The sequence below is a fragment of the Corallococcus sp. CA041A genome (assembly GCF_003612075.1).
Taxonomy (GTDB): Bacteria; Myxococcota; Myxococcia; order Myxococcales; family Myxococcaceae; genus Corallococcus; species Corallococcus exiguus.
The window spans coordinates 1-20,519 of the sequence record NZ_RAWF01000179.1; the positions used below are offsets into that span (position 1 = coordinate 1).

The window sequence follows — 20,519 nt, forward strand, 5'->3', positions numbered from 1 at the left end:
CCCTTACCCGCCCCCTCTGACATTGTCGAAAAAGGGCGTCATTCCGCGAGCTTGCATCCGTGGCCTGCCCGACGCGTCCCATCCTCCCCACCCCACGCGCCACGGAGCCTCCGCACGCGGGCCGCACGACCCGGCGGGGCACACCCGTGGCATGAGGGGCCTGCGCCATGCGTGCACTCCGCGCAGGGCGCATGCGCGTGAAGGAACGCGAGCCACGTGGGATTCCACACGTTTGCATGCGCGCGGCATCCCTTCCCCCAGGTCCACGCACCCATGCAGCAAGCCTGCCCGGCGCACGGAGGTGCATCCGCGATCGGATTGATGGTTCACGCGTCGCGTGGCCGGTGCACAATGCGCCGTCATGCTTTCCGGTGTCTTCTCTCCGCTCGGCATCCTCGCGTCCCTGCTCGTCCTGGGCGCCCTGGTCCTCGCCACGCTGTTCCAGCTCAAGCGCCGCCAGCGCGCCGCGTGGGAGGTGTTCGCGAAGGCGCACGGCCTCTCCATCGCGGATCGGCGGATGGAAGTGCAGGGGCGCTACCAAGGGCGGGCGCTGCTCCTGGCCACGGGCAAGCGCGGCGCGAGCAGCAAGAAGCGCCACACCGTGACGGTGCTGCGGCTGGACCTGGAGGGCGCGCTGCCCGCGGACCTGCTGCTGGAGCACGAGCGCCCCGAGGACAAGATTCCCGGCGCCGCCACGCCTCGCGACGAGGTGGTGGGTGACGCGGAGCTGGACGCGGCCTTCCAGGTGGAGGGGCTGGCGCCGGAAGCGCGCCCCATCATCCTGGATCCGGGCGTGCGTCAGCGCCTGCTGGGACTCAAGGGCCACCGCCGCGTGAGCATCAAGGGCGGCTGGCTCCAGGTGGAGCAGCGCGGCGTCCCCGCGAGCGCCGCCGCGCTGGAGGCGTTGCTCCGCGCGCCCCACGACCTGGCCCGCGCCGTCACCGAGGCCGCCCCCGCGACGAACGCCGTGGAGGCCTCGCCGCACGCGGAGACGTCACGGATGGACGAAGAGCTGCCCGGCTCCGAGCACGCCTGAGCCGCGTCCGGCGTTGCGTCAGTTCCGACGACGCCGGGCGCGCAGCCCCAGCAGGCCCAGCCCCACCCACGCCGCCGGAGCCAGACCGGTGGTCGCGCAGTCACAGCTCCAGGGGTCGATGATGTCGTTGCCCTCGTCCCCAAACCCGATGGGCCCCGCATCCACCGCCGTTCCCGCATCGGGTTCGGGGCAAGCGATGCACACGGTGACGGTCTCGCCCAGGGTTTCGCGTCCCAACGAGTCCGTCACGACGACATCGAGGAAGTGGGGCCCGGGCTTGAGCCCCGAGATGTCCCAGCGGCCGGGAGCGCCCCCCACGGAGTAGGTGGGCCCCGGGCCCTCGCGTGTCTCCAGCAACAGCCAATCCACCCGGAAATCCGCGCGCGCGCAGCCCACGTCGTCGATGCACTCGCAGGAGAAGTCGGCCAGGGGCCCTGACAGCCGTTCGTCCTGGAGCGGGGCGACGATACGGGCCAGAGGGGGCTGGTCCTGCCCCACGACGAGCCGGAAGGACAGCTCCGCATCGGGTTGCAGCCCATTGCTCGCCACCACCACCACGTCCACCTCCCCCAGCTCAGTAGGTATCCACGTGAGGTTGCCCAGCGCATCCAGGCTCATCCCCTGAGGCGCGGTGCGCAGGGCATACGTCGGCGCGGGCCGTCCGCGCGCGTGCACGCTGAGCCGATAGGGGAAGTACGTCACGGTCCGGGTGACGGGCACGGTGGTGAAGACCGGAGCCAGCGGGTCCTGATCCGCTTCCGTCACGACGAGGGTGAGCGACTCCAGGCCCGGCGCGGACAGCGTGAAGGTGGCCGTGCCGTCCTCGTTGTCCGCATCCTTCGCGGCCGCCAGCACCACCTCCTGGGGCTCCAAGATGGCCGGGTCGAACGTGAGCGACGCCCCTTCCCGCACCGTGAGGTCCGCGTCGCCGTCCGTCCGCTCCACCGTGACGGTGAGCGACTCACCCGGGTCGCCAGGCCACGCGAAGCCGGCCAACGCCACGCTGAAGGACGCCGTGCCCCCTTCCACCACCCTCAACGACGACACGGACAGCACCAGGTGCAAGGGGTCGGGGATTCCCGCCTCCGGCAAAGGCGTTGGAAGGGCAGGAGTCCCCGCCCATGCCGTGGAAGACAGACAGACCCCGAGCCAGCACAGGAGCAGGTGGCGCATGACCTTCACGCTACCGCGTCCGTGCTCCTTCAGCCCACCCGCGCGAGCGCCTCCACGTACTGCTCGCGCACGCGCGTGGCCAGGGCCGCCGAATCCGGCCCGAACGTCTCCGGAGGCAGCGCCGGCATCACCTGCACCGTGACGGTGGCGCGAGGGCTCATCCACGGCCCGTCCCCATCCACCAGCTCCCGCGTGCCACGCACCAGCACCGGCACCACCGGCACGTGCTCCTCCAGCGCCAGCTGGAACGCGCCGCGCTTGAAGGGCAGCAGCTCCCCGGGCGAATAGGTGCCCTCCGGGAAGATGAGCACCGGGATGCCCTTGCGGAGCCACCGGCGGCACGGGCCCAACAGCTGCTCCATGGACGTGGAGCTGCCGCGCACGATGGGCACGTAGCCCAGGAGCGTCATCATCCAGCCCACCAGCGGCGTGCGGAACAGTGACGCCTTCGCCACGAACTTGTACGGCGTGAACAACCCCATCACCGCCAGGATGTCCGCGAACGACTGGTGGTTGACGACGTAGACGCAGGGCCCCTTGGGCAACAGCTCCCGTCCCTCCACCCGCACGCGCCAGCCGGGGGACGCGTGCAGCCACAGCCCGTAGCACCACCGGCACACCAGCACGTGCAGCCACTGACGGTTCGGGTCCAACGGGTACGCCACCACGAACAACACCGCGCCCAACGTGAAGAGGATGGGCGCGGTGACCAGGAACAGCGCGAAGAACCACAGCGAGACGACGTAGCGCATGCGAGAGGAGGAGCTTCCGTTCAGCGCGACGCCGGGGGCGTCCGGTCCGTCAGGAGTACCACGTTCCAGGCAGCCAGCTCACGCCCGGCCCGGCCGCCCGCGCGCCCTCCGAAGGAGTTCGAGTGGAGCCTTCGGTAAGCCGGAGGAGCACCCGAGCGCCGGGGCAGGCAAGACGTCAGGCCCGCATCATTCTCCTGCAATGCGCTTGCAGGGCCGCCAGATTAGCGCCTTAAGGTGCCCGACGAACCCGGAGGGAGAACCGCATGGACGCGCAGGGAGTTCACATCGAAACCCATCCCCGTGAAGGCGAGCCGGTGTTCAGCGCTGGGCGCCCGGACCCCTGCACCCTGGTCCTCTTCGGCGCCACGGGCGACCTGGCCGAACGCAAACTATTCCCGGCCCTCTTCGAGCTCGCCCGCGCCGGCTTGCTCCCCGAGAACTTCGCCATCGTCGCCTACAGCCGCTCCAAGCTGGAGGACGGCCCCTTCCGCGAGCACGTGAAGGAGGGCCTGAAGAAGTTCGCCCGCACGCAGCCCCTGGATGAGGCCGCGTTGAAGCGCTTCGTGGAGGCCATCGAGACCGCCTCTGGCGGCTACGACGACCCGGAGGCCTTCAAGCGCCTGGGCCAGAAGCTCCAGGACCTCTCCAAGCGCCACAAGACGGACGGCAACCAGCTCTATTACATGGCCACGCCGGCCTCCACGTTCCCGCAGATCATCCAGAGCCTCTCTGGCGCGGGCCTGCTCAAGCGTGAGGAGCAGCCCGGCCAGAAGCCCTGGCACCGGCTCATCATCGAGAAGCCCTTCGGCCACGACCTGGAGAGCGCGAAGGCCCTCAACAAGACGCTGGGCTCGGCGCTGGACGAGAAGCAGATCTTCCGCATCGACCATTACCTGGGCAAGGAGACGGTGCAGAACATCCTGGTGTTCCGCTTCGCCAACGCCATCTTCGAACCGCTCTGGAACCGCCAGCACATCGACCACGTGGAAATCACCGCGGCCGAGGCCATTGGCGTGGAGGGCCGCGGCGGCTTCTACGACGAGACGGGCGTCATCCGGGACATGGTGCAGAACCACCTGCTCCAGGTGCTGGCCCTGTGCGCCATGGAGCCGCCGGTGTCCTTCGCCGCGGAGGACATCCGCGACGAGAAGAACAAGGTCTTCCGCGCGCTGCGCCCCGTTGAAGGCGGCGAGGTTCCCCAGCACGTGGTGGTGGGCCAGTACGAGGGCTACCAGGAAGAGAAGGGCGTGAAGAAGGGCTCGCGCACGCCGACCTACGTGGCGATGAAGATGAACATCGACTCGTGGCGCTGGCAGGGCGTGCCCTTCTACCTGCGCGCGGGCAAGAACCTGAAGAAGCGCCTGACGGAGGTGTCCATCCACTTCAAGTCGGTGCCCATCGGCCTGTTCAGCGGCGGCGGCGCCACCTGCCAGCGGCTGCAGCCCAACGTGCTCACGCTGCGCATCCAGCCGCACGAAGGCATCGCGCTGTCCTTCGAGTCCAAGATTCCCGGCGAGGACGTCAACATCGGCGGCGTCACCATGGACATGGACTACGCGGAGAGCTTCAAGAAGCCCGTGCCGGAGGCGTACGAGCGGCTGCTGCTGGACTGCATGCGCGGCAACGCCACCCTCTTCGCGCGCCAGGACAGCGTGGAGCAGGCGTGGGGCTACATCACGCCCATCCTCCAGGCGCTGGAGACGGACGCGGGCGGCACGGTCCACACCTACGCCAAGGGCAGCAAGGGCCCTGACGCCGCGGACGCGCTGCCCTCGAAGAACGGCCGACGGTGGTCCACGCTATGAGCCAGCCCCTCGTCGTCCCCCCGGAGCGGCTCGCCCGCGAGGCCGCGGACTGGATGGCGCGCGAGCTTACGAAGGCGCTCGCGACGAAGGCGCGCGTGAGCCTGGCGCTGTCGGGCGGCAACACGCCCAAGCCCGCGTACCGGCTGCTCGCGGACCACAAGCTCCCCTGGGAGCGCGTGGACGTGTACTTCGTGGACGAGCGCTTCGTGCCGCCGGACCACAAGGACAGCAACTACCTGCTGGTGAAGGAGTCGCTGCTCGAGCCGCTGAAGCTGCCAGACGCGCAGGTGTTCCGCATGCAGGGCGAGCGCACGGACCGCGACGCCGCCGCGCGCGACTACGAGAAGACGCTGCCCGCGAAGCTGGACGTGGTGCTCATTGGCGTGGGCGAGGACGGCCACACCGCGAGCCTCATGCCCGGCCATCCGGCGCTCCAGGAGCGCACGCGGCGGGTGCTGGCGGTGGAGCAGAGCGCGAAGCCGCCGCCGTGGCGGATGACGTTGACGTTCCCCGTGCTCCAGGGCGCGGGGGCGGTGCTGGGGCTGGTGGCCGGCGAGGGCAAGCGGGACGCCATGCGGCGCATCCTCGCGGGGGATATGTCCCTGCCCGCGTCGCACGTGACGAACACGCAGTGGATGTTGGATCCCGCCGCCCACGGGTGAGGCGGGCCCTCTGGAGGGGACGATGAGCACACAGACGAAGCCGGCGCAGTTCGGCGTGGCGGGCATGGGCGTCATGGGCGCGAGCCTGGCCCTCAACATCGCGGACCACGGCTTCAGCGTCGCCGTATGGGACCGCCACCCGGAGAGCATCCAGAAGGTCCAGCAGGCGAATCCGAAGCAGGCCCTGCAGGGCTTCCCGGAGCTGGAGAAGTTCGTCGCCGGCCTGGAGCGCCCACGCCGCATCCTCCTGATGATCACGGCCGGCGCCCCCGTGGACGAGATGATGGGCCGGCTGTTCCCCCTGCTGTCGCCCGGCGACGTCATCATGGACGCGGGCAACTCCTGGTACCTGGATACGCGCCGCCGTGAGGCCCTGTGCAAGGAGAAGGGCTTCCACTTCCTGGGCATCGGCGTGTCCGGCGGTGAAGAGGGCGCGCGCAACGGCCCGTCCATCATGCCCGGCGGCCCCAAGGACGCGTACGCGCTGGTGCAGCCGGTGCTGGAGGCCATCGCCGCGCGCAGCGAAGAGGGCCTGTGCGTCACCCACGTGGGTCCGGAGGGCGCGGGCCACTTCGTGAAGATGGTGCACAACGGCATCGAGTACGCGGACATGCAGCTGCTCGCGGAGACGTACGACGTGCTCCACCGCGGCCTGGGCCTGGACACCGCGACGCTGGCCGACCTGTTCTCCAAGTGGAACGAGGGCATCGCCGAGTCGTTCCTCCTGGAGACCACCATCAAGGTGCTGCGCAAGCGCGACCCGGAGACGGGCAAGCCGCTGGTGGACATGGTGCTGGACAAGGCCGGCCAGAAGGGCACGGGCAAGTGGACGGTGCAGGTGGCCCTGGATTTGGGCGTGCCGGTGCCCTCCATCGCGGCCGCGCTGGACGCGCGCAACCTGTCCTCGCGCAAGGACGAGCGCGTGGCCGCGAGCAAGAAGCTCCACGGCCCCGCCATCTCCCTGTCCTCGGAGGAGAAGAAGGAGCTGGCTTCGTGGGCGCATGACGCGCTCTACGCCGCGCGCGTGGTGACGTACGCGCAGGGCATGCGGCTCATCCAGGCGGCGTCGGACGAGTACAAGTGGGGCGTGTCGCTGGCGGAGATGGCGCGCATCTGGCGGGGCGGCTGCATCATCCGCGCGAAGCTGCTCACCCCGCTGCGCGAGTCCTTCCAGCAGCAGCCCACGCTGCCGAATCTCCTGGTGTCCGAAGCGTTCGCGCCGGTGCTGGAGAAGATGGCCCCGGCGTGGCGCAAGCTCGTGGGCGCCGCGACGATGGCGGGCATCCCCGTGCCGGTGTTCAGCAGCAGCCTGGCGTACATGGACAGCTACCGCAGCCCGGAGCTGCCGCAGAACCTCACCCAGGCCCAGCGCGACGCGTTCGGCGCGCACACCTACCAGCGCCGGGACAAGCCCGACGCCGGCTTCGTGCACTCGGACTGGCTGAAGTAGTCCCCTGCCCTGCGCGCCGCTCAGTGCTTCTGGGTGGCGCGCAGCTCGGCGCGGCGGATCTTCCCGCTCACCGTCTTGGGCAGCTCCGTGACGAACTCAATCTCGCGCGGGTATTTGTAGGGCGCCGTGGTCTTCTTCACGAAGTCCTGCAGCTCCTGCGCGAGCTGGGGTGACGGCGTGTGGCCCGGCGTGAGCAGCACGTACGCCTTGATGCGATGGCCCAGCTTGTCGTCCGGCACGCCGATGACGGCGGACTCCGCCACCGCCGGGTGCTCAATCAGCGCGGACTCCACCTCGAAGGGACCCACGCGGTAGCCGGACGTCTTGATGACGTCGTCGGAGCGCCCCACGAACCACAGGTAGCCGTCCGCGTCGCGCACCGCGCGGTCGCCGGTGACGTACCAGTCCCCCCGGCTGCTGGCCGCGTTGGCCGCGTCGTCGTTGAGGTAGCCCGCGAACAGGCCCACCGGCCGCTCCGGCTTCACGCGCACGGCGATGTCGCCCTCCTGCCCGTCCGCCACTTCGTTGCCGTGCTCGTCGATGACGGCCACGGTGAAGCCCGGGGACGGCTTGCCCATGGAGCCCACGCGTGGCTCCATGCCGGGGAAGATACCGACGATGACCACCGTCTCCGTCTGGCCGTAGCCCTCGCGGATGTGCAGCCCGGTGGCCTCCTTCCACGTCTGGATGACCTCTGGGTTGAGCGGCTCGCCCGCGCTCAGTGAGTGGCGCAGCGCGGACAGGTCCACCGCTTTCAAATCCTGGAGCACCAGCGCGCGCCACGCGGTGGGCGGCGCGCAGAAGGTGGTGACCTTCTCCCGCTCCAGCACCTTCAGGAAGCCCACGGGGTCGAACCGGCCGCGGAAGTCGAAGACGACGTTGCACGCGCCCACGCTCCACGGACCGAAGAGCTTGCCCCACGCGCACTTCGCCCAGCCGGTGTCGCTGAGCGTGAGGTGCCGGTCCTCCGGCTGCAAGTCCAACCAGTAGCGGCCGGTGATGAGGTGCCCCTGGCCGTAGCTGGACTGCGTGTGCAGCACCATCTTCGGCATGCCGGTGGTGCCGGACGTGAAGTAGATGAGCAGCGGATCATCCGAGCGCGTGGGCGGGAACGCCGTCGCCTGGGATTCCGCCAATGCCTCGGACGTGTAGCGCGTCCATGGCGCGGGCGCGTCGCCGGTGGACACCCACGTCGTCACGCCGGGGGCCTGGCCCTGCACGCCCTCGAAGCGGTCCAGGCAGCTGCCGTCGGTGAGGACCGCCTTCGCGCCAGAGACCTCCAGCCGGTAGCGGATGTCCTTGGCGGTGAGCATGGGCGTGCCGGGCATGAAGACGATGCCCGCGCGGATGCAGCCCAGCACCAGGAACCACCACTCCGGCACGCGCGGCATCAAGATGAAGACCCGGTCGCCGCGCTTCAGGCCCAGCCCGGTGAGGAAGCGCGCCGCGTGCAGCGAGCGCTCCTTCAGCTCCTGGAAGGTGAAGCGCTGGGAGCGTCCGGACTCGTCGGACCACTGGAGCGCGGGGGCCTGGGGCCGCTCGGCCGCGTGCCGGTCGATGACGTCCGTGGCGAAGTTGAAGTGCGCCGGCCGCTCCCACCGGAAGTCACGGCGGGTGGACGCGTAGTCGGCGGATGAAGACTCGGACATGGACGGCTCCTGGAGTGCTCCGACAACCCCAGCAGCCTGTCACGTCATCCCGAGCGGTGAGACGAAACCCCGCACGAAAGCGCCCGGTGGTGGACGCTCGTGACGCGCGGGGGGAATCCAGCGTGTTTCAGCGAGCGGCGGCGCGCAGCTCTTCCGCCAGCTTGCGCGCTTCGTCGCTCCAGCCCGGCTCGCCCAGCGCGGCCACCTGGTCGAAGTCGCGCGCGGCGCGGGCTTCCTGGTGCAGGGCACGCAGCGCGAGGCCGCGGTTCCACAGCGCCTGCGGGTTGCGCGGATCCGCGCGCACCACGGGGTCCAACAGCGCCAGCGCGTCCTGGAAGCGGTTGTCCTGAAGCGCCACCACCGCCAGGTCGCTGTCGCGCGCCAGCGACGCGGGCTCGCGCGCCAGCACCGCCTGCGCCTGCTGCCACTGGCCGTGCAGCACGTAGGCCGCGACGATGCCGCGGAAGTCCTTGCGCTCCTCCATCTCCGCCAGCGGACGCAGCGGCAGGGTGCCCTTCCCGGCCTCCACGCCGTCCGCGCCACCGCGCATGGGGCTGTAGCGGCGCCACTGGTCCGCGCGCGGATCAGACAGGCGGGCCTCCAGCTCGCGGGTGGTCTGGTTCTCCAGGAAGACGACCGCCGGCACTTCCGAGGCGGGCATCATGCGCGGCACGAAGACGGCGCAGAGACTGGCGGCCATGGCCAGCGGAGCCACCACGCGCGCGTTGCGGCGCACCCACGCGCCCAGCGACACCACGTTGCCGTTGCCCTCCTGCTTCGCGGCCGGAGCCTCCGTCGCGCCCGTGCCCAGGGCCCGCGCCGCCAGCAGCTCCAACTGGAGCAGGTCCCTGAGGCCGCACTCACACGAGGCACAGCGCGGCAGGTGACTCCGGAAGCCTTCGGCGTCGGACTCGGACAGCTCGCCGTCCATGAAGAGATGCAACCGGGTGCAATGCGCGTTCATGACTGGACCCCCCGCTCCCGAGCTACAGCGACGCTCGGAAGCAGCAGCTCCCTCAGGTCCCGGCGCGCCAGCGTCAGCCAGCTGCCCACGGTTCCCACAGGGACGTTGAAATGTTCAGCGATGGCCTGGTAGCGGCGGCCTTCCGCGTGAAGCCTGTATGCGTCCCGAAGGTGCGGCTTGAGCTGCTCGATGGCAGCCTGGAACGCGTCGTTGCCCACCAGCTCCCAGTTCTCCCGGTCGCCATCCCCCGTCACCGGCAGGTCCTGCACCAGCGCCAGGTGCGGCAGCCCCCGGCTCTCCGTGCGATGCCGGCGGCAGTGGTCCAGGAACCGGTTGGTCATGGTCGTGCACAGCCACGCCGCGCACGCCGCTTCCGTCCGGTCCTTCAGGTGGCCAAACTCCGGCAACGCCCGCTCGAAGGCTTCCTGGACCAGGTCTTCCGGGTCCAGGGCGCCTCGAGCGCACAACCGCCGCGCCACCGCCAGCAGGCTGGGCCGGTGTCGCTGGATGAACGCCTCGAAGTGGCGCTTTTCCCGGTTGAAGAGATTGGCCATGACACAAGGCCCCGAAGTGACTGGTGGGCTTTCCTGACTAAAGACGCCGAGCGGTTCGTTTCTTGAGAGAAAAATGCCCGGAAGGGCAGACAAGCCTGCTCGGCAGGAGCTTCAGCGAGCCCCTTCCGGCCCCGCCAGCAGGGGGGGCACCGACGGCGGAGGCAGAGGGCGGCGCCGCTTGGGGCCGCGCTCCGAGCAATTGACGTACGAATTCTTCACGTGCGGGGCGCTGCGGTCCGGCTCGAAGGCATTGACGGCGGAGGACACGTCTCCGGGGATCATGGGTCGCTTCTCCTGGTGCTGAGGAAGTCCGGCGAAAACCGGGGATGGGTAGAAAAAGACTGTTGGGCATAGTCCATAGCACGCCTCGCCTCACCGGCAGGAGGGGCCCCCAGGGCCACTCCTTCAAGGATTTCAAGGAGTTCCGAATGAACGAGGACAAGTCTCCGCTGCACCCCGCGTGGCGGCAGTGGCTGGCGGAGAACCTGGCATTGGGAGTATCGGCGGAGGACGTACAGCAGACGCTGGTGCAGGCAGGCGTGGACCCGGCGCTGGCGCGGGAGGAAATCACCGCGGTGGGGCAGCACCCCTACTTCAAGGCGGCGCTCCAGGTGGCCCGGCACTTCGGCTGGCTGGAGTCGCTGATGGATGTCTACAGCGAGCTGCGCGCCCGGGACGGGGGCCGGCAGCTGGAGGTGCGCGAGGGGATATCCCCGGAGGAGTTCTTCCGCCGCTACTTCCTGGGCCACCGGCCGGTGGTGCTGCGCGGCCTGATGGCGGACTGGCCCGCGATGAAGCGCTGGTCGCTGCCGTACTTCCGCGAGCGTTTCGGAACGGTGGAGGTGGAGGTGATGGTGGGACGCGACGCCAACCCGGAGCACGCGGCCGAGCAGGACCGGCACCGGGCGCGGATGCCCTTCTCCGACTTCCTCTCCCAGTTGGAGACAGCCGGAGAGACGAACGACATCTACATGGTGCCGCGCAACGACAACTGGGGACGCGAGGGGCTGGCGCCGCTGCGCGACGACCTGCGGGCCCCCGCGGGGCTCATCGACCCGTCGCTGCGGCCGGAGCAATTGACGCTGCTCCTGGGGCCCGCGGGCACCGTCACCCCGCTGCACCACGACAACATGAACATCCTGTTGGGCCAGGTGATGGGCCGCAAGCACGTGCGGCTGGTTCCGTCCTTCGAGCGCCACCGCGTGTACCCGCACCGGGGCACCTTCAGTCACGTGGACGCGGCGGAGCCGGACCTGGCCGCGCACCCGCTGTTCGCCGAGGCCACGGTGCTGGAGGCGGTGCTGGAGCCCGGGGACATGGTGTTCCTTCCGGTGGGCTGGTGGCACTGGGTGAAGGCGCTGGACGTGAGCGCCAGCGTCACCTTCCATCACTTCCTGGTTCCGGGAGGCAACACGCACCTGGACGCTCCCTTCTGACCTGCTCAGTCCGCCCGCTCCACCAAGAGGACGGAGCGCGTCCAGACGGCTCGGGCATCGCGCGCGAGCCACGCCTGGCGCTCGTCGCGCAGCGCGACGGCCGCGGGCTTGCCAGCATGGATGCTCCGGCGCACCCCGTCGAAGAAACGGCCCGCGGCGTCCGGGATGTCCACCGTGGAGGCCAGCACCGCGCGGGCCCCGGAGTCGATGAAGGCCGCGGGCAGGCTGAAGGGCTCCGTGCTCTGGAGGGACGCGGTGCGGCCCGCGCTGCACGCGGCCAGGAACACGGTGGGCGCGCCGGTGAGCCGCTGCTCGCGCACGACGTCCGCGGTGAGCGCGTAGCGGCCATTCACCTCCGGTGACAGCACCACCAGCGACGCGCCGGAGATGCTGGGGTCGGTGATGCCGTGCGCGTGGATTTCAATCTCCGTGGCATCCGCCATCCGCGCCAGCACGCGAGAGGGCGTGGCGTCCGCGCCGGACAGCACGTCCGGCGGCGCGTCGCCGGGCTCCGCTTCCGGCGTCCACGAGGGGAGCCGGGGCAACTGCAGGAGCGACGGCGCCTCCACGCCAGCCACGACCAGACGGCGCGTGGCGGTGGGCGTCCGCGCGGGACGCGGCCCCTGCGTGCGGCCCAGGCGGAAGCTCCAGGCCATCTCCGGCGGCAGCAGGTCCGTGCGGCCGAAGAGGGGCGTCCACGCGAACACGTCCACGTGTTCGCAGCCGACGAGCGTCTGGCGCAGGGCGTCCGGGACCAGCCGGGACGAATCCACCCGGGCCAGGGACTCCCGGCGCGAACCGTCGTAGGAGCCCTTCACCTCGCCCTTGGGCCCCAGCGCCACCAGGGTGGTGCGCTCGGCGTGGATGCTGGCCGCCAGCGCGCACCGCGCAGGCACGGGCGTGCCCAGCTGCGCGGCCATCAGCGCCACCACCTTGGGGAACTCACCGGCGCGACCCGCGTCCGCCGCGAGCGACGAATAGCTGAGCGCCCAGGTCTCACGCCCCAGTACGTCCCCGCGGGGCAGGGCCTCCGCGTCCACGATGGCCTGCTTCAGCAGCGCCTCGCCCCGGGCCCGGTCCTGGTCCAGGAGGAAGCGGCCTTCCAGATAGTGCGTGTAGATGCGGTCGCTCTCCGGGACGGAGGAGCCCGCCAGGGCCCGCGTGGTGACCGTCTTCAGCCACTCCGCGTCGCGGGGGCCGGAGCCGAAGCGGGACAGCTCCGCGACCGTCGCGCCGAACACCAGCTCCATGGAGTTGTCCGCGCAGGCCTCCGCCGCTTCCAGTTCGCGCCGCGCGGAGTCCGGCCGCAGGTCCAGGTAGTACAGGTGCGCCAGCTGCACGTGGGGCCAGGAGCAGCTGCGGGTGGTGCCTCGCGCGGCCCACTCCTCCAGGTACGCGCGAGCGCTGCCCAGGTCGTTGCGGGAGCGCGTCACGTGGCTGAGGATCTCCAGGACGGTGAACTCCATCTCCCACTCGCGCAGCTGCCGGGCGCCCGCCCACAGCACGCGCGCGTGCTGCTCCGCCTCCGTGAGGCGCTGCTGGTCCGTGTAGAAGATGGTCAGCCGGCGCTCCAGGTCCAGGCAGCGCACCGACAGCGTCGTCTCACGGCAGCGCTGGAGCGCGTTGAAGAACCGCTGCTCGGCCTTCCACCACGCCCCTTCCGCGATCTCCTGGCGCGCCTGGTCCCGCTCCGCGATGTACGTGAACCAGGGGTCGCCCATGCGGCCGACGCGCGCGACCATGTCCTGCAGGCCGGTCAGGTCGCCATTGCGGCTGCGCAGGAGCGCGCCCAGGTAGATGTCCTCGTCGCCGGACAGGCGCGCCCGGTTCAGCAGCGCCTCCGGGACGGACTGGCCAGCGCGCAGCGTCTCCGCGTACTGGCGCGCCAGGTCCGCCCGGCGGGAGAAGTCGCGCTTCGCCACGCGCTGCACGTAGTCCGTGAGCACACTGCCGCCCTGCACCCGGTCCAGCTCCTTCGCCAGGGGCAGCAGCGCCAGCGCGCGCTCCTTCGACGTCGCGGCGCGAACGGCCTCATAGAAGACGCCGCGCACCGCGCCCGGAAGCTGCCGGGCCGCGTCCATGGGCAGCGGCGCCTTCGGGTCCTCCACCAGGGCCAGGGCCGCGTCGCGCGCGGCCTTCCACTGGCGCTGGCGCTCCAGCGTGGCCTCGCGCAGCGACAGCGCCTGGGCGTGGGCTTCACGTCCCCAGCCCTGCTCGTTGCGCTTCGCCACCTCTTCGAACAGCTCCGACGCGCGCAGCGTCAGCCCCATCTCCCGGAACACCAGCGCGCGGTTCCACAGGGCCTGCGTCAGGCCGGGCTTCGCGGTGAGCGCCGCGTCCAGCAGGCGCAGCGCGCGCTCATGGTCACCCCGGGCGAGTGCCACCGCCGCCAGGTCGCTGTCGCGCTCCGGCGAGGCCGGCAGGCGCTCCAGGAAGGAGGCCGCCTGGTTCCACTCGCCCTCCAGGGCATATGCCGCCGCGATGCCGCCCCAGTCCTCCCGGGACTCCATGCGGGCGAGCGGGCCCAGGGGCATCGGCTCGGCGGGCACCGGGCAGCCGCCCGCGGGCGCGCGCGAGCGGTAGCGGTCCGCTTCCGGGTGCGTGAGGCGGGCCTCGATGCGGGCCGCCGCCCGGCGATCCGTCCAGAAGGTGTCAGGAAGGGACTGCGGCTGCGCCCGGGGCTTCAGGGCCGCGACGCCGGCAGCCAGGAAAGGGATGGCCAGTGCCAGCGCCCAGAGACTCGTCTTCGCCGGCTTCACCATGCGGTCCCCCCGGGCATCTCCCCCCTGCCGCCCCTTCGGGCCGTTCTACACCAACCTCCGACGAACGCCGACCTGGCCCCGTCCCCTGCCTTCAGGCGTCCCATGACGCGGTGGGCAGCAAGGCGGTGGGAGAACAGGCGCATCGGATGTTTTGGGTGACACACGCACCAATAGACGGGCTGCTCGGCCGATCTTGAAAAAAGGCCCCACTTCCCACGTCAGGCGCGAGAGGGAGACAGGGCGCCGGGCCGTCCGGTTGTTGGGGGGATGACGCCCGGGGGCTCGGCTGCACGGCTGCTCTCGAAGGATGGTTTGAGCGCCCGCATCCACCTGGAATCACGCGCTTCGGCATGCCTGGGGAAGTGACGGGCGGCAGGGCCCTGTCTGGCTCAGACCCCACCAGGCGTCCCGGCGAGCGCGCGTGCGGCAGGGGGTTGGCAGGCGAGAGGAGGCGGGAAGGCTTTTTTCCCGCCGCGTGTCCTCGTGGCCCAACCCGGACCGAAAGGACCCCTGTTTGAAGCGACTCCTTCAGCTCGTTGCCGCGGCCTCCCTGATGCCTGCCCTGTCTTTCGCTGGCGTCATCTGGAAGGGCGACTTCGAGACCGGCAACACGTCCCAGTGGACGCGCCAGCAGGCCGTTGCCAACAGCCGCTTGCAGGTCGTAACGGATGTGGTGCGTGACGGCAGGTACGCCCTCAAGGCCACGGTGAAGCAAGGCGATGATCCCATCAACGCCAGCGGCAACCGCAACGAACTGCTGTACCTGACCCACGAGACGCAGGGGAAGGAGTACTACTACAAGTGGAGCACGCTCTTTCCCTCGAACTACCCGGTGCATGACTCGTGGCAGGTCATCACCCAGTGGCACCAGGAGAGCTGCTGTGGCTCGCCGCCGCTGGAGTTCTTCGTGCGCGGGGACAAGATCAACCTGCGCGTGGGCGGCAACACCACCCCCGTGCTGTGGCAGACCTCCATCGACAAGGGCAACTGGCACGACTTCGTGCTGCACGTGAAGTGGTCTTCGGACAAGAAGGCCGGCTTCGTGGAGCTGTGGCACAACGGCGAGCACGTGCTGCCGAAGACCTACGGCGCCAACCAGTTCGGCAAGGAGCTGAACTACCTGAAGATGGGCCTGTACCGCGACGCCGCCATCAAGTCCGAAGGGGCCATCTTCCACGACGGCTTCACCATGGCGACGACGCTCGAGGACGTGATGCCGCCCGCGCCCGCGCCGGTGGAGGAGCCCGCGCCCGCGCCCACGCCCGTGCCGGATGACACGACCATCCCCGCGGAGGATCCGACCCCGGTGACGGAGACGCCGGTGACGCAGACGCCGCAGCTGCCCACCACCCAGCTGCCCACCGTGGGCGGGCAGACCCCCACCCCCACGCCGGTGTCCAACAACCCCAATGGCCTGCCGGACTCGTCCGAGGGCGTGGCGGGGGGCTGCAGCGCGTCCGGCACGTCCGGCACCCTGCCCTTCGCCGGTGCCCTGCTGATGCTGGGCGCCATCGCGCTGCGCCGTCGCCGGGCCCCCGCCCGCGCGGTGGCCCGTCGCGCCAGGCGCTGACTTCCGCTCGATACCGAAGCAAGTCCCCAGGCCCGGTGCGTCTCATGACGCACCGGGCCTTCTTGTTTTCTGGGACTTTCTTCGGCCACACAAAAATGTCGGAGAATTGAAGTAATTCTTGAATTGTTTGACCTTCGCGGCTCAGTCGGGTTTCGCTTCGGGTTCCCCCGCAGCACGAAAGGCAGGACCCGATGAAGCGGACCTCCGGTCTGTTCTCCACCGCGACGGCGCTGTTCGCTGGCGCCACGTTGAGCGTCATTCCCTCGATGGCGATGGCCGCGCCTTCCCAGGCGGAAGCGGCGCTGGCGCATGACGTGTCGCCCGACCTGCTCTCCGCGATGCAGCGGGACCTGGGCCTGACGGCGGACGGCGCGAAGCAGCGGCTGGCGTCGGAGGCGGCGGCGGTGCGCGTGGAGGGTTCGCTGCGCGCGGCGCTGGGCGAGCGCTTTGGCGGCGCGTGGATGAACGCGGACGGCAGCCAGCTGGTGGTGGGCGTGACGACGGACGCGGACGCGGACGCGGTGCGCCGCGCGGGGGCGGTACCCCAGAAGGTGAAGTACACGCAGGCGGAGCTGGACGCGGTGAAGGCGCAGCTGGACCGCGACAGCCAGATGGCGGGCCGCGCCGTGCACGCCTGGTACGTGGACGTGATGACGAACAGCGTGGTGGTGCTGACGCAGGACTCCGCGCTGACGGGCGGCACGGACTTCGTCGCGAAGGCGGGCGTGAAGCACGCCGCGGTGCGGACGGTGTCGTCGCGCGAGGAGTTCAAGCCGGTGTACGACCTGCGCGGCGGTGACGCGTACTACCCGGGGAACTCGCGCTGCTCCATCGGCTTCCCGGTGGCGGGCGGCTTCGTGACGGCGGGCCACTGTGGCGGCGCGGGTACGGGCACCAGCGGCTTCAACGGCGTGGCGCAGGGCACGGTGGTGGCGGCCAGCTGGCCCGGCAACGACTACGCCTGGGTGCGCACCAACGGCTCGTGGGGGTCGCAGCCGTGGGTGAACAACTACGCGGGCGCCAACGTGCTGGTGCAGGGCTCACAGGAGGCGGGCGTCAACGCGTCCGTGTGTCGCTCGGGCTCCACCACCGGATGGCGCTGTGGCGTCATCACGGGGAAGAACGTCACGGTGAACTACTCCGCGGGCCCGGTGTACGGCCTCACGGCGTCCAGCGCGTGCGCGGAGGGCGGTGACTCCGGTGGCTCGTGGCTGTCCGGCAACCAGGCGCAGGGCGTGACGTCCGGCGCTGGCGGCAACTGCACCTCCGGCGGCAACACCGTCTTCCAGCCGCTCATCCCCATCCTGAACGCCTACGGCCTGTCGCTCACCACGTCCGGCAGCGGCGGCTCCGGCGGCCCCATCATCGGCCTGGCGAACAAGTGCATCGACGTGCCGAACTCCAACACCAACGACGGCACCCGCCTGCAGCTGTGGGACTGCAACGGCACCAACGCGCAGAAGTGGTCCTTCATGTCGGACGGCACCGTGCGCGCCTTCGGCAAGTGTATGGACGTGGCCTGGGGCTCCAGCGCCAACGGCACGGCCATCCAGCTGGTGAGCTGCAACGGCAACCCCGCGCAGCAGTTCATCCTCTCCGGCGCCGGTGACCTGGTGAACCCCCAGGCCAACAAGTGCGTGGACGTGTCGGGCGGCAACTCCGCCAGCGGCACCCCGCTGCAGCTCTGGGAGTGCAACGGCACCAGCGCGCAGAAGTGGCGCCGGTAGTCGTCTCCGGTAGCGCCTGAAACGAAGAAGCGCGGGCCCCAGTGCATCGGGGACCCGCGCTTTGTCGTTTCAGCGACCGCGCTTCTTCAGTGCGCGCCTTCCACCTTCACCTTGGGGTCCGCCTTCTGGAGCATGAACACCAGGATGATGGCGCAGACGAACAGCGCGGCGAGGATGAGGAAGTTCGTGTTGAAGGCCCGCACCAGCGCCTGCGCGCTGATGCGCTGACTCAACAGGCCGTAGGCGGCGCCCGTGGGATTCAGCACGCCCCTGGCTGCCATGGCGCCGGTCATCGAGGCGACCTGCTCCTGGGCCACCTGCCCGTAGACGTCCACGTGCGAGGTGATGGCGGTGACGTTGGCCTGGGTGGAGCGGCTGAGCGCGCTGCTCATCCACGCGGTGCCGATGGAGCCGCCCAGCTCGCGGGTGAGGTTGAAGAGGCCCGCCGCGTTGCCTCGCTGCTCCGGTCGCAGGTTGCTGAGCGCCATCACCGACAGCGGCACGAAGATGAAGCCCAGCGAGCAGGCGCGGATGAACACCGGGGTGATGAGGGTGATTTCATCCACGCGCGTGGCCAGGTGGCCGTTGGTCCACAGGGACAGGCTCATGCCCAGGATGCCGAAGCCAATCAGGAAGCGGCCGTCCACCTTGCCGCCGAACTTGCCGATGAGCGGCATCAGCAGGATTTGAATGGCGCTGCCCTTGAGGAAGATGAGCCCGATGTCCAACGCCTCGTAACGCATCACGGAGCCGCAGAAGAGGCTGAAGAGGAACGAGCCGGAGAACAGCGCCGTGCCCACCAGGAAGTTCACCCCCGTGGCCGCGGAGTAACTGCGGTTGCCGAACACGCGCAGGTCCACCACGGGACTGGGTGTCTCCAGTTCGTGGACGACGAAGGTGATGAGCGCGATGCCCGCGATGACCGCCAGCAGCGTGATCAGCCGGCTGTCGAACCAGTCCTCGCGGTTGCCCTCCTCCAGCACGTACTGGAGGCAGGCCATGCCCACGGCGAGCAGCGCGATGCCGTTGCGGTCCACCTTCTCCGTGGACGCTTCGAAGTGGGGCTGTTCGATGGAGCGCCACGCCATGTACGCGGCGAAGAGGCCCACCGGCACGTTGATGAGGAAGATCCAGTGCCAGCTGGCCGCTTCAATGAGGAGACCGCCCACGGTGGGCCCCAGCAGCGGGCCCGTCACGGCGCCCAGGCCGAAGAGGGCGCCCGCCATGCCGTGCTCCTCGCGCGGGTAGCGGGCGAAGAGGATGGCCTGGGACGTGGGGATGATGGCGCCGCCGCCCATGCCCTGGAGGATGCGGAAGGCCACCAGCGAGGTCAGGTTCCACGACAGGCCGCACAGCACGCTGGCCACCGTGAAGAGGATGATGGAGAACGTGAAGTACTTCCGGTAGCCAAAGCGGCGCTGGAGCCAGCCCGTCATCGGGATGACCACCACGTTGGCCATCATGTAGCCGGTGGACACCCAGGCGATCTGATCCAACGGCGTGCCGAAGCTCGCGCGGATGTCGCTCAGGGCCACGTTGACGATGGAGATGTCCAGCACGGACATCAGCGCCGCGGCCATGGCCGCGATGGTGATGCCCGCCTTGGAGCCGGTGATGACGTCTCGGCGAGCGTCCACGGTGGGTTACTCCGCCTTCCGGGTATCCACCGCCGCGGACTTCTGGGGCTCCGGCTTCGCGCCGGTGTCCACGGTGACGTAGGCGCTCATGCCCGGCTTGATGGGCAGTTCCTTCAGGTCGCCGTCGAAGCGGATGAGCACGGGGATGCGCTGCACGACCTTCACGAAGTTGCCGGACGCGTTGTCCGGAGGCAGCAGGGCGAAGCGCGCGCCGCTGGCGCCCGCGAGGCTGTCCACGTGGCCCTTGAACGCGTGGCCGCCGAACGCGTCCACCTTCAGCTCCACCGGCTGGCCCGCGCGCATCTCACCGACCTGGTCCTCCTTGAAGTTGGCCACGACCCAGATGTCGTTCTGCGGAACGACGGCCATCAGCGGGCGCTCCGGGCCCACCATCTGCCCCACCTCCACGGTGCGGCGGCTGACCACGCCGTCCACCGGGGCGCGCACCTGCGCGTAGGACACGGCGAGCTCCGAGAGCGTCAGCGCGGCGCGGGTCTGCTTGAGGCGCGCCTCGGCGAGCTTCAGCGCGGCCTGCGCGGCCTGCATCTGCACGGGCGCCGTCTCCGCGGCGGAGAGCTTGCCCTGCGCGGCCTCCAGGCCACCGGAGGAGCTCTGGATGCCGGCCTCGGTGGAGGTCAGCCGCGCGCGGGACTGGTCCAGGGCGGCCTTGGCCGTGTCATACGCGGCCTGCCGGGTGTCCAGGTCCGACTGGGACAGCGCGCCCTGCTCGCGCAGCTGCTTCACGCGGCCCAGGTCCGTCTCCGCCAGCTTGAAGCGCGCTTCGGAAGAAGCCACGTCCGCGCGGGACTGCTCCAACGCGGCCTTGGAGGAGCTGATGCCGCTGGAGGCCTGGGTGACGCCGGCGCGGGCCTGGCGCAGGTTGGCGCCCGCGTTGGCCTCCGTGAGGGTGAGCTGGGCCTGGGCGTTGGACAGCTGGGCCTCCGCGCTCATCACGTCCGCGCGAGCGACCTCCAGGCGCGCATCCAGGTCCGCGTGGTCCAGCTCCACCACCACGTCACCGGCCTTCACCGTCTGGTTGTCATGCACCAGCACGCGGGCCACCTGACCGGCCACGCGCGGCGACACGTTGGCGATACGGCCCTCCACCTGGGCGTCGTCGGTGGACTCGTGACCGTGGGTGAGCAGGAAGCGCGCGCCACCGCCCAGCACCGCCACGCCCACGAGGATGGGCAGCACCTGCCTGGCGCGGGAGCGCTTCGCGGGCTGCGCGACGGCGGGGGCATCGGTGGAGGGAGCGGCTTCCAGTGAAGGGGCGGTACGGGTCGTCATGGTTGTTGCTCGGTACAGCGTTGAAGAAGGGGTGTGGGAAGGGGCTCAGGGG

At 70.2% G+C, this 20,519-nt stretch carries 16 protein-coding genes; 7 read left to right on the top strand and 9 right to left on the bottom strand.

The annotated features are described in order from the left end of the window. The first annotated feature begins 361 nt into the window (after window positions 1-361). Entirely contained in the window at window positions 362-1,036 is a 675-nt protein-coding gene (locus tag D7V77_RS27765; RefSeq protein ID WP_120579324.1) for a hypothetical protein, read from the top strand. Window positions 1,037-1,054: 18 nt separating this feature from the next. On the opposite strand, the gene D7V77_RS27770 is transcribed toward D7V77_RS27765, so the two are convergent. Both D7V77_RS27770 and D7V77_RS27775 read right to left on the bottom strand, forming a co-directional pair. Continuing rightward, window positions 1,055-2,101, bottom strand: coding sequence for an MYXO-CTERM sorting domain-containing protein (locus D7V77_RS27770; protein ID WP_120579325.1), 1,047 nt, complete (start codon window positions 2,099-2,101; stop codon window positions 1,055-1,057). Between the two features lie 137 nt (window positions 2,102-2,238). Then, window positions 2,239-2,961, bottom strand: coding sequence for a 1-acyl-sn-glycerol-3-phosphate acyltransferase (locus D7V77_RS27775; protein ID WP_120579326.1), 723 nt, complete (start codon window positions 2,959-2,961; stop codon window positions 2,239-2,241). Window positions 2,962-3,224: 263 nt separating this feature from the next. Here D7V77_RS27775 and zwf point away from each other — a divergent pair, with 263 nt between their 5' ends. The 3 genes from zwf to gndA are packed head-to-tail and all read left to right on the top strand — an operon-like array spanning window position 3,225 to window position 6,878. Continuing rightward, a complete protein-coding gene (gene zwf / locus D7V77_RS27780) occupies window positions 3,225-4,766 on the top strand; it encodes a glucose-6-phosphate dehydrogenase (protein WP_120579327.1) in 1,542 nt (513 codons plus the stop codon). Continuing rightward, window positions 4,763-5,428: a 6-phosphogluconolactonase gene (gene pgl, locus D7V77_RS27785; protein WP_120579328.1), complete on the top strand. Its 666-nt coding sequence runs from the start codon at window positions 4,763-4,765 to the stop codon at window positions 5,426-5,428. The genes zwf and pgl overlap by 4 nt, the downstream gene beginning before the upstream one ends. Before the next feature lie 22 nt (window positions 5,429-5,450). Continuing rightward, window positions 5,451-6,878 carry an NADP-dependent phosphogluconate dehydrogenase gene (gene gndA, locus D7V77_RS27790; protein WP_120579329.1) on the top strand — a complete coding sequence of 476 codons (1,428 nt, stop codon included), beginning with the start codon at window positions 5,451-5,453 and terminating at the stop codon, window positions 6,876-6,878. A 20-nt stretch (window positions 6,879-6,898) separates the two neighbouring features. Here gndA and D7V77_RS27795 read toward each other — a convergent pair whose 3' ends face one another. From D7V77_RS27795 to D7V77_RS44360, 4 genes are all read right to left on the bottom strand, one after another. Further along, window positions 6,899-8,527, bottom strand: a complete 1,629-nt coding sequence (locus D7V77_RS27795; protein WP_120579330.1) for an acyl-CoA synthetase — start codon at window positions 8,525-8,527, stop codon at window positions 6,899-6,901. A 127-nt stretch (window positions 8,528-8,654) separates the two neighbouring features. Further along, complete coding sequence (locus D7V77_RS27800) at window positions 8,655-9,491, bottom strand: zf-HC2 domain-containing protein (RefSeq protein WP_120579331.1); 837 nt, start codon at window positions 9,489-9,491, stop codon at window positions 8,655-8,657. Further along, complete coding sequence (locus D7V77_RS27805; RefSeq protein ID WP_120579332.1) at window positions 9,488-10,045, bottom strand: RNA polymerase sigma factor; 558 nt, start codon at window positions 10,043-10,045, stop codon at window positions 9,488-9,490. Before D7V77_RS27805 ends, D7V77_RS27800 begins: the two co-directional genes overlap by 4 nt. A 111-nt stretch (window positions 10,046-10,156) precedes the next feature. Continuing rightward, entirely contained in the window at window positions 10,157-10,327 is a 171-nt protein-coding gene (locus D7V77_RS44360) for a hypothetical protein (protein ID WP_167547806.1), read from the bottom strand. 146 nt (window positions 10,328-10,473) lie between these two features. Between D7V77_RS44360 and D7V77_RS27810 the strand changes: the two genes are divergently transcribed. After that, window positions 10,474-11,481 carry a cupin-like domain-containing protein gene (locus tag D7V77_RS27810; protein WP_120579333.1) on the top strand — a complete coding sequence of 336 codons (1,008 nt, stop codon included), beginning with the start codon at window positions 10,474-10,476 and terminating at the stop codon, window positions 11,479-11,481. A gap of 5 nt (window positions 11,482-11,486) precedes the next feature. On the opposite strand, the gene D7V77_RS27815 is transcribed toward D7V77_RS27810, so the two are convergent. Continuing rightward, window positions 11,487-14,243 carry a CHAT domain-containing protein gene (locus tag D7V77_RS27815; RefSeq protein WP_120579334.1) on the bottom strand — a complete coding sequence of 919 codons (2,757 nt, stop codon included), beginning with the start codon at window positions 14,241-14,243 and terminating at the stop codon, window positions 11,487-11,489. 514 nt (window positions 14,244-14,757) lie between these two features. On the opposite strand from D7V77_RS27815, the gene D7V77_RS27820 reads away from it, so the two are divergent. Together D7V77_RS27820 and D7V77_RS27825 are read left to right on the top strand one after the other, a co-directional pair. Next, the gene (locus tag D7V77_RS27820) at window positions 14,758-15,813 is read left to right on the top strand and encodes a polysaccharide lyase (protein ID WP_120579337.1); all 1,056 of its coding nucleotides are present in this window, start codon (window positions 14,758-14,760) and stop codon (window positions 15,811-15,813) included. Between the two features lie 191 nt (window positions 15,814-16,004). Then, the gene (locus D7V77_RS27825; protein ID WP_120579335.1) at window positions 16,005-17,540 is read left to right on the top strand and encodes a S1 family peptidase; all 1,536 of its coding nucleotides are present in this window, start codon (window positions 16,005-16,007) and stop codon (window positions 17,538-17,540) included. 86 nt (window positions 17,541-17,626) lie between these two features. Here the strand turns inward: D7V77_RS27825 and D7V77_RS27830 are convergent, their stop codons facing one another. Then, window positions 17,627-19,177, bottom strand: coding sequence for a DHA2 family efflux MFS transporter permease subunit (locus tag D7V77_RS27830; RefSeq protein ID WP_233597269.1), 1,551 nt, complete (start codon window positions 19,175-19,177; stop codon window positions 17,627-17,629). Window positions 19,178-19,183: 6 nt separating this feature from the next. Beyond that, a complete protein-coding gene (locus D7V77_RS27835; RefSeq protein ID WP_120579336.1) occupies window positions 19,184-20,467 on the bottom strand; it encodes an HlyD family secretion protein in 1,284 nt (427 codons plus the stop codon). Window positions 20,468-20,519: the final 52 nt, after the last annotated feature.

Excerpts from the sequence above, each read along its gene's own strand:
- D7V77_RS27825 (WP_120579335.1), top strand. The coding sequence starts at position 16,005 with ATGAAGCGGACCTCCGGTCTGTTCTCCACCGCGACGGCGCTGTTCGCT.
- D7V77_RS27810 (WP_120579333.1), top strand. The coding sequence starts at position 10,474 with ATGAACGAGGACAAGTCTCCGCTGCACCCCGCGTGGCGGCAGTGGCTG.
- D7V77_RS27800 (WP_120579331.1), bottom strand. The coding sequence starts at position 9,491 with ATGAACGCGCATTGCACCCGGTTGCATCTCTTCATGGACGGCGAGCTG.
- D7V77_RS27805 (WP_120579332.1), bottom strand. The coding sequence starts at position 10,045 with ATGGCCAATCTCTTCAACCGGGAAAAGCGCCACTTCGAGGCGTTCATC.
- zwf (WP_120579327.1), top strand. The coding sequence starts at position 3,225 with ATGGACGCGCAGGGAGTTCACATCGAAACCCATCCCCGTGAAGGCGAG.
- D7V77_RS27775 (WP_120579326.1), bottom strand. The coding sequence starts at position 2,961 with ATGCGCTACGTCGTCTCGCTGTGGTTCTTCGCGCTGTTCCTGGTCACC.
- D7V77_RS27835 (WP_120579336.1), bottom strand. The coding sequence starts at position 20,467 with ATGACGACCCGTACCGCCCCTTCACTGGAAGCCGCTCCCTCCACCGAT.
- D7V77_RS27765 (WP_120579324.1), top strand. The coding sequence starts at position 362 with ATGCTTTCCGGTGTCTTCTCTCCGCTCGGCATCCTCGCGTCCCTGCTC.
- D7V77_RS27815 (WP_120579334.1), bottom strand. The coding sequence starts at position 14,243 with ATGGTGAAGCCGGCGAAGACGAGTCTCTGGGCGCTGGCACTGGCCATC.
- gndA (WP_120579329.1), top strand. The coding sequence starts at position 5,451 with ATGAGCACACAGACGAAGCCGGCGCAGTTCGGCGTGGCGGGCATGGGC.
- D7V77_RS27795 (WP_120579330.1), bottom strand. The coding sequence starts at position 8,527 with ATGTCCGAGTCTTCATCCGCCGACTACGCGTCCACCCGCCGTGACTTC.
- D7V77_RS44360 (WP_167547806.1), bottom strand. The coding sequence starts at position 10,327 with ATGATCCCCGGAGACGTGTCCTCCGCCGTCAATGCCTTCGAGCCGGAC.
- pgl (WP_120579328.1), top strand. The coding sequence starts at position 4,763 with ATGAGCCAGCCCCTCGTCGTCCCCCCGGAGCGGCTCGCCCGCGAGGCC.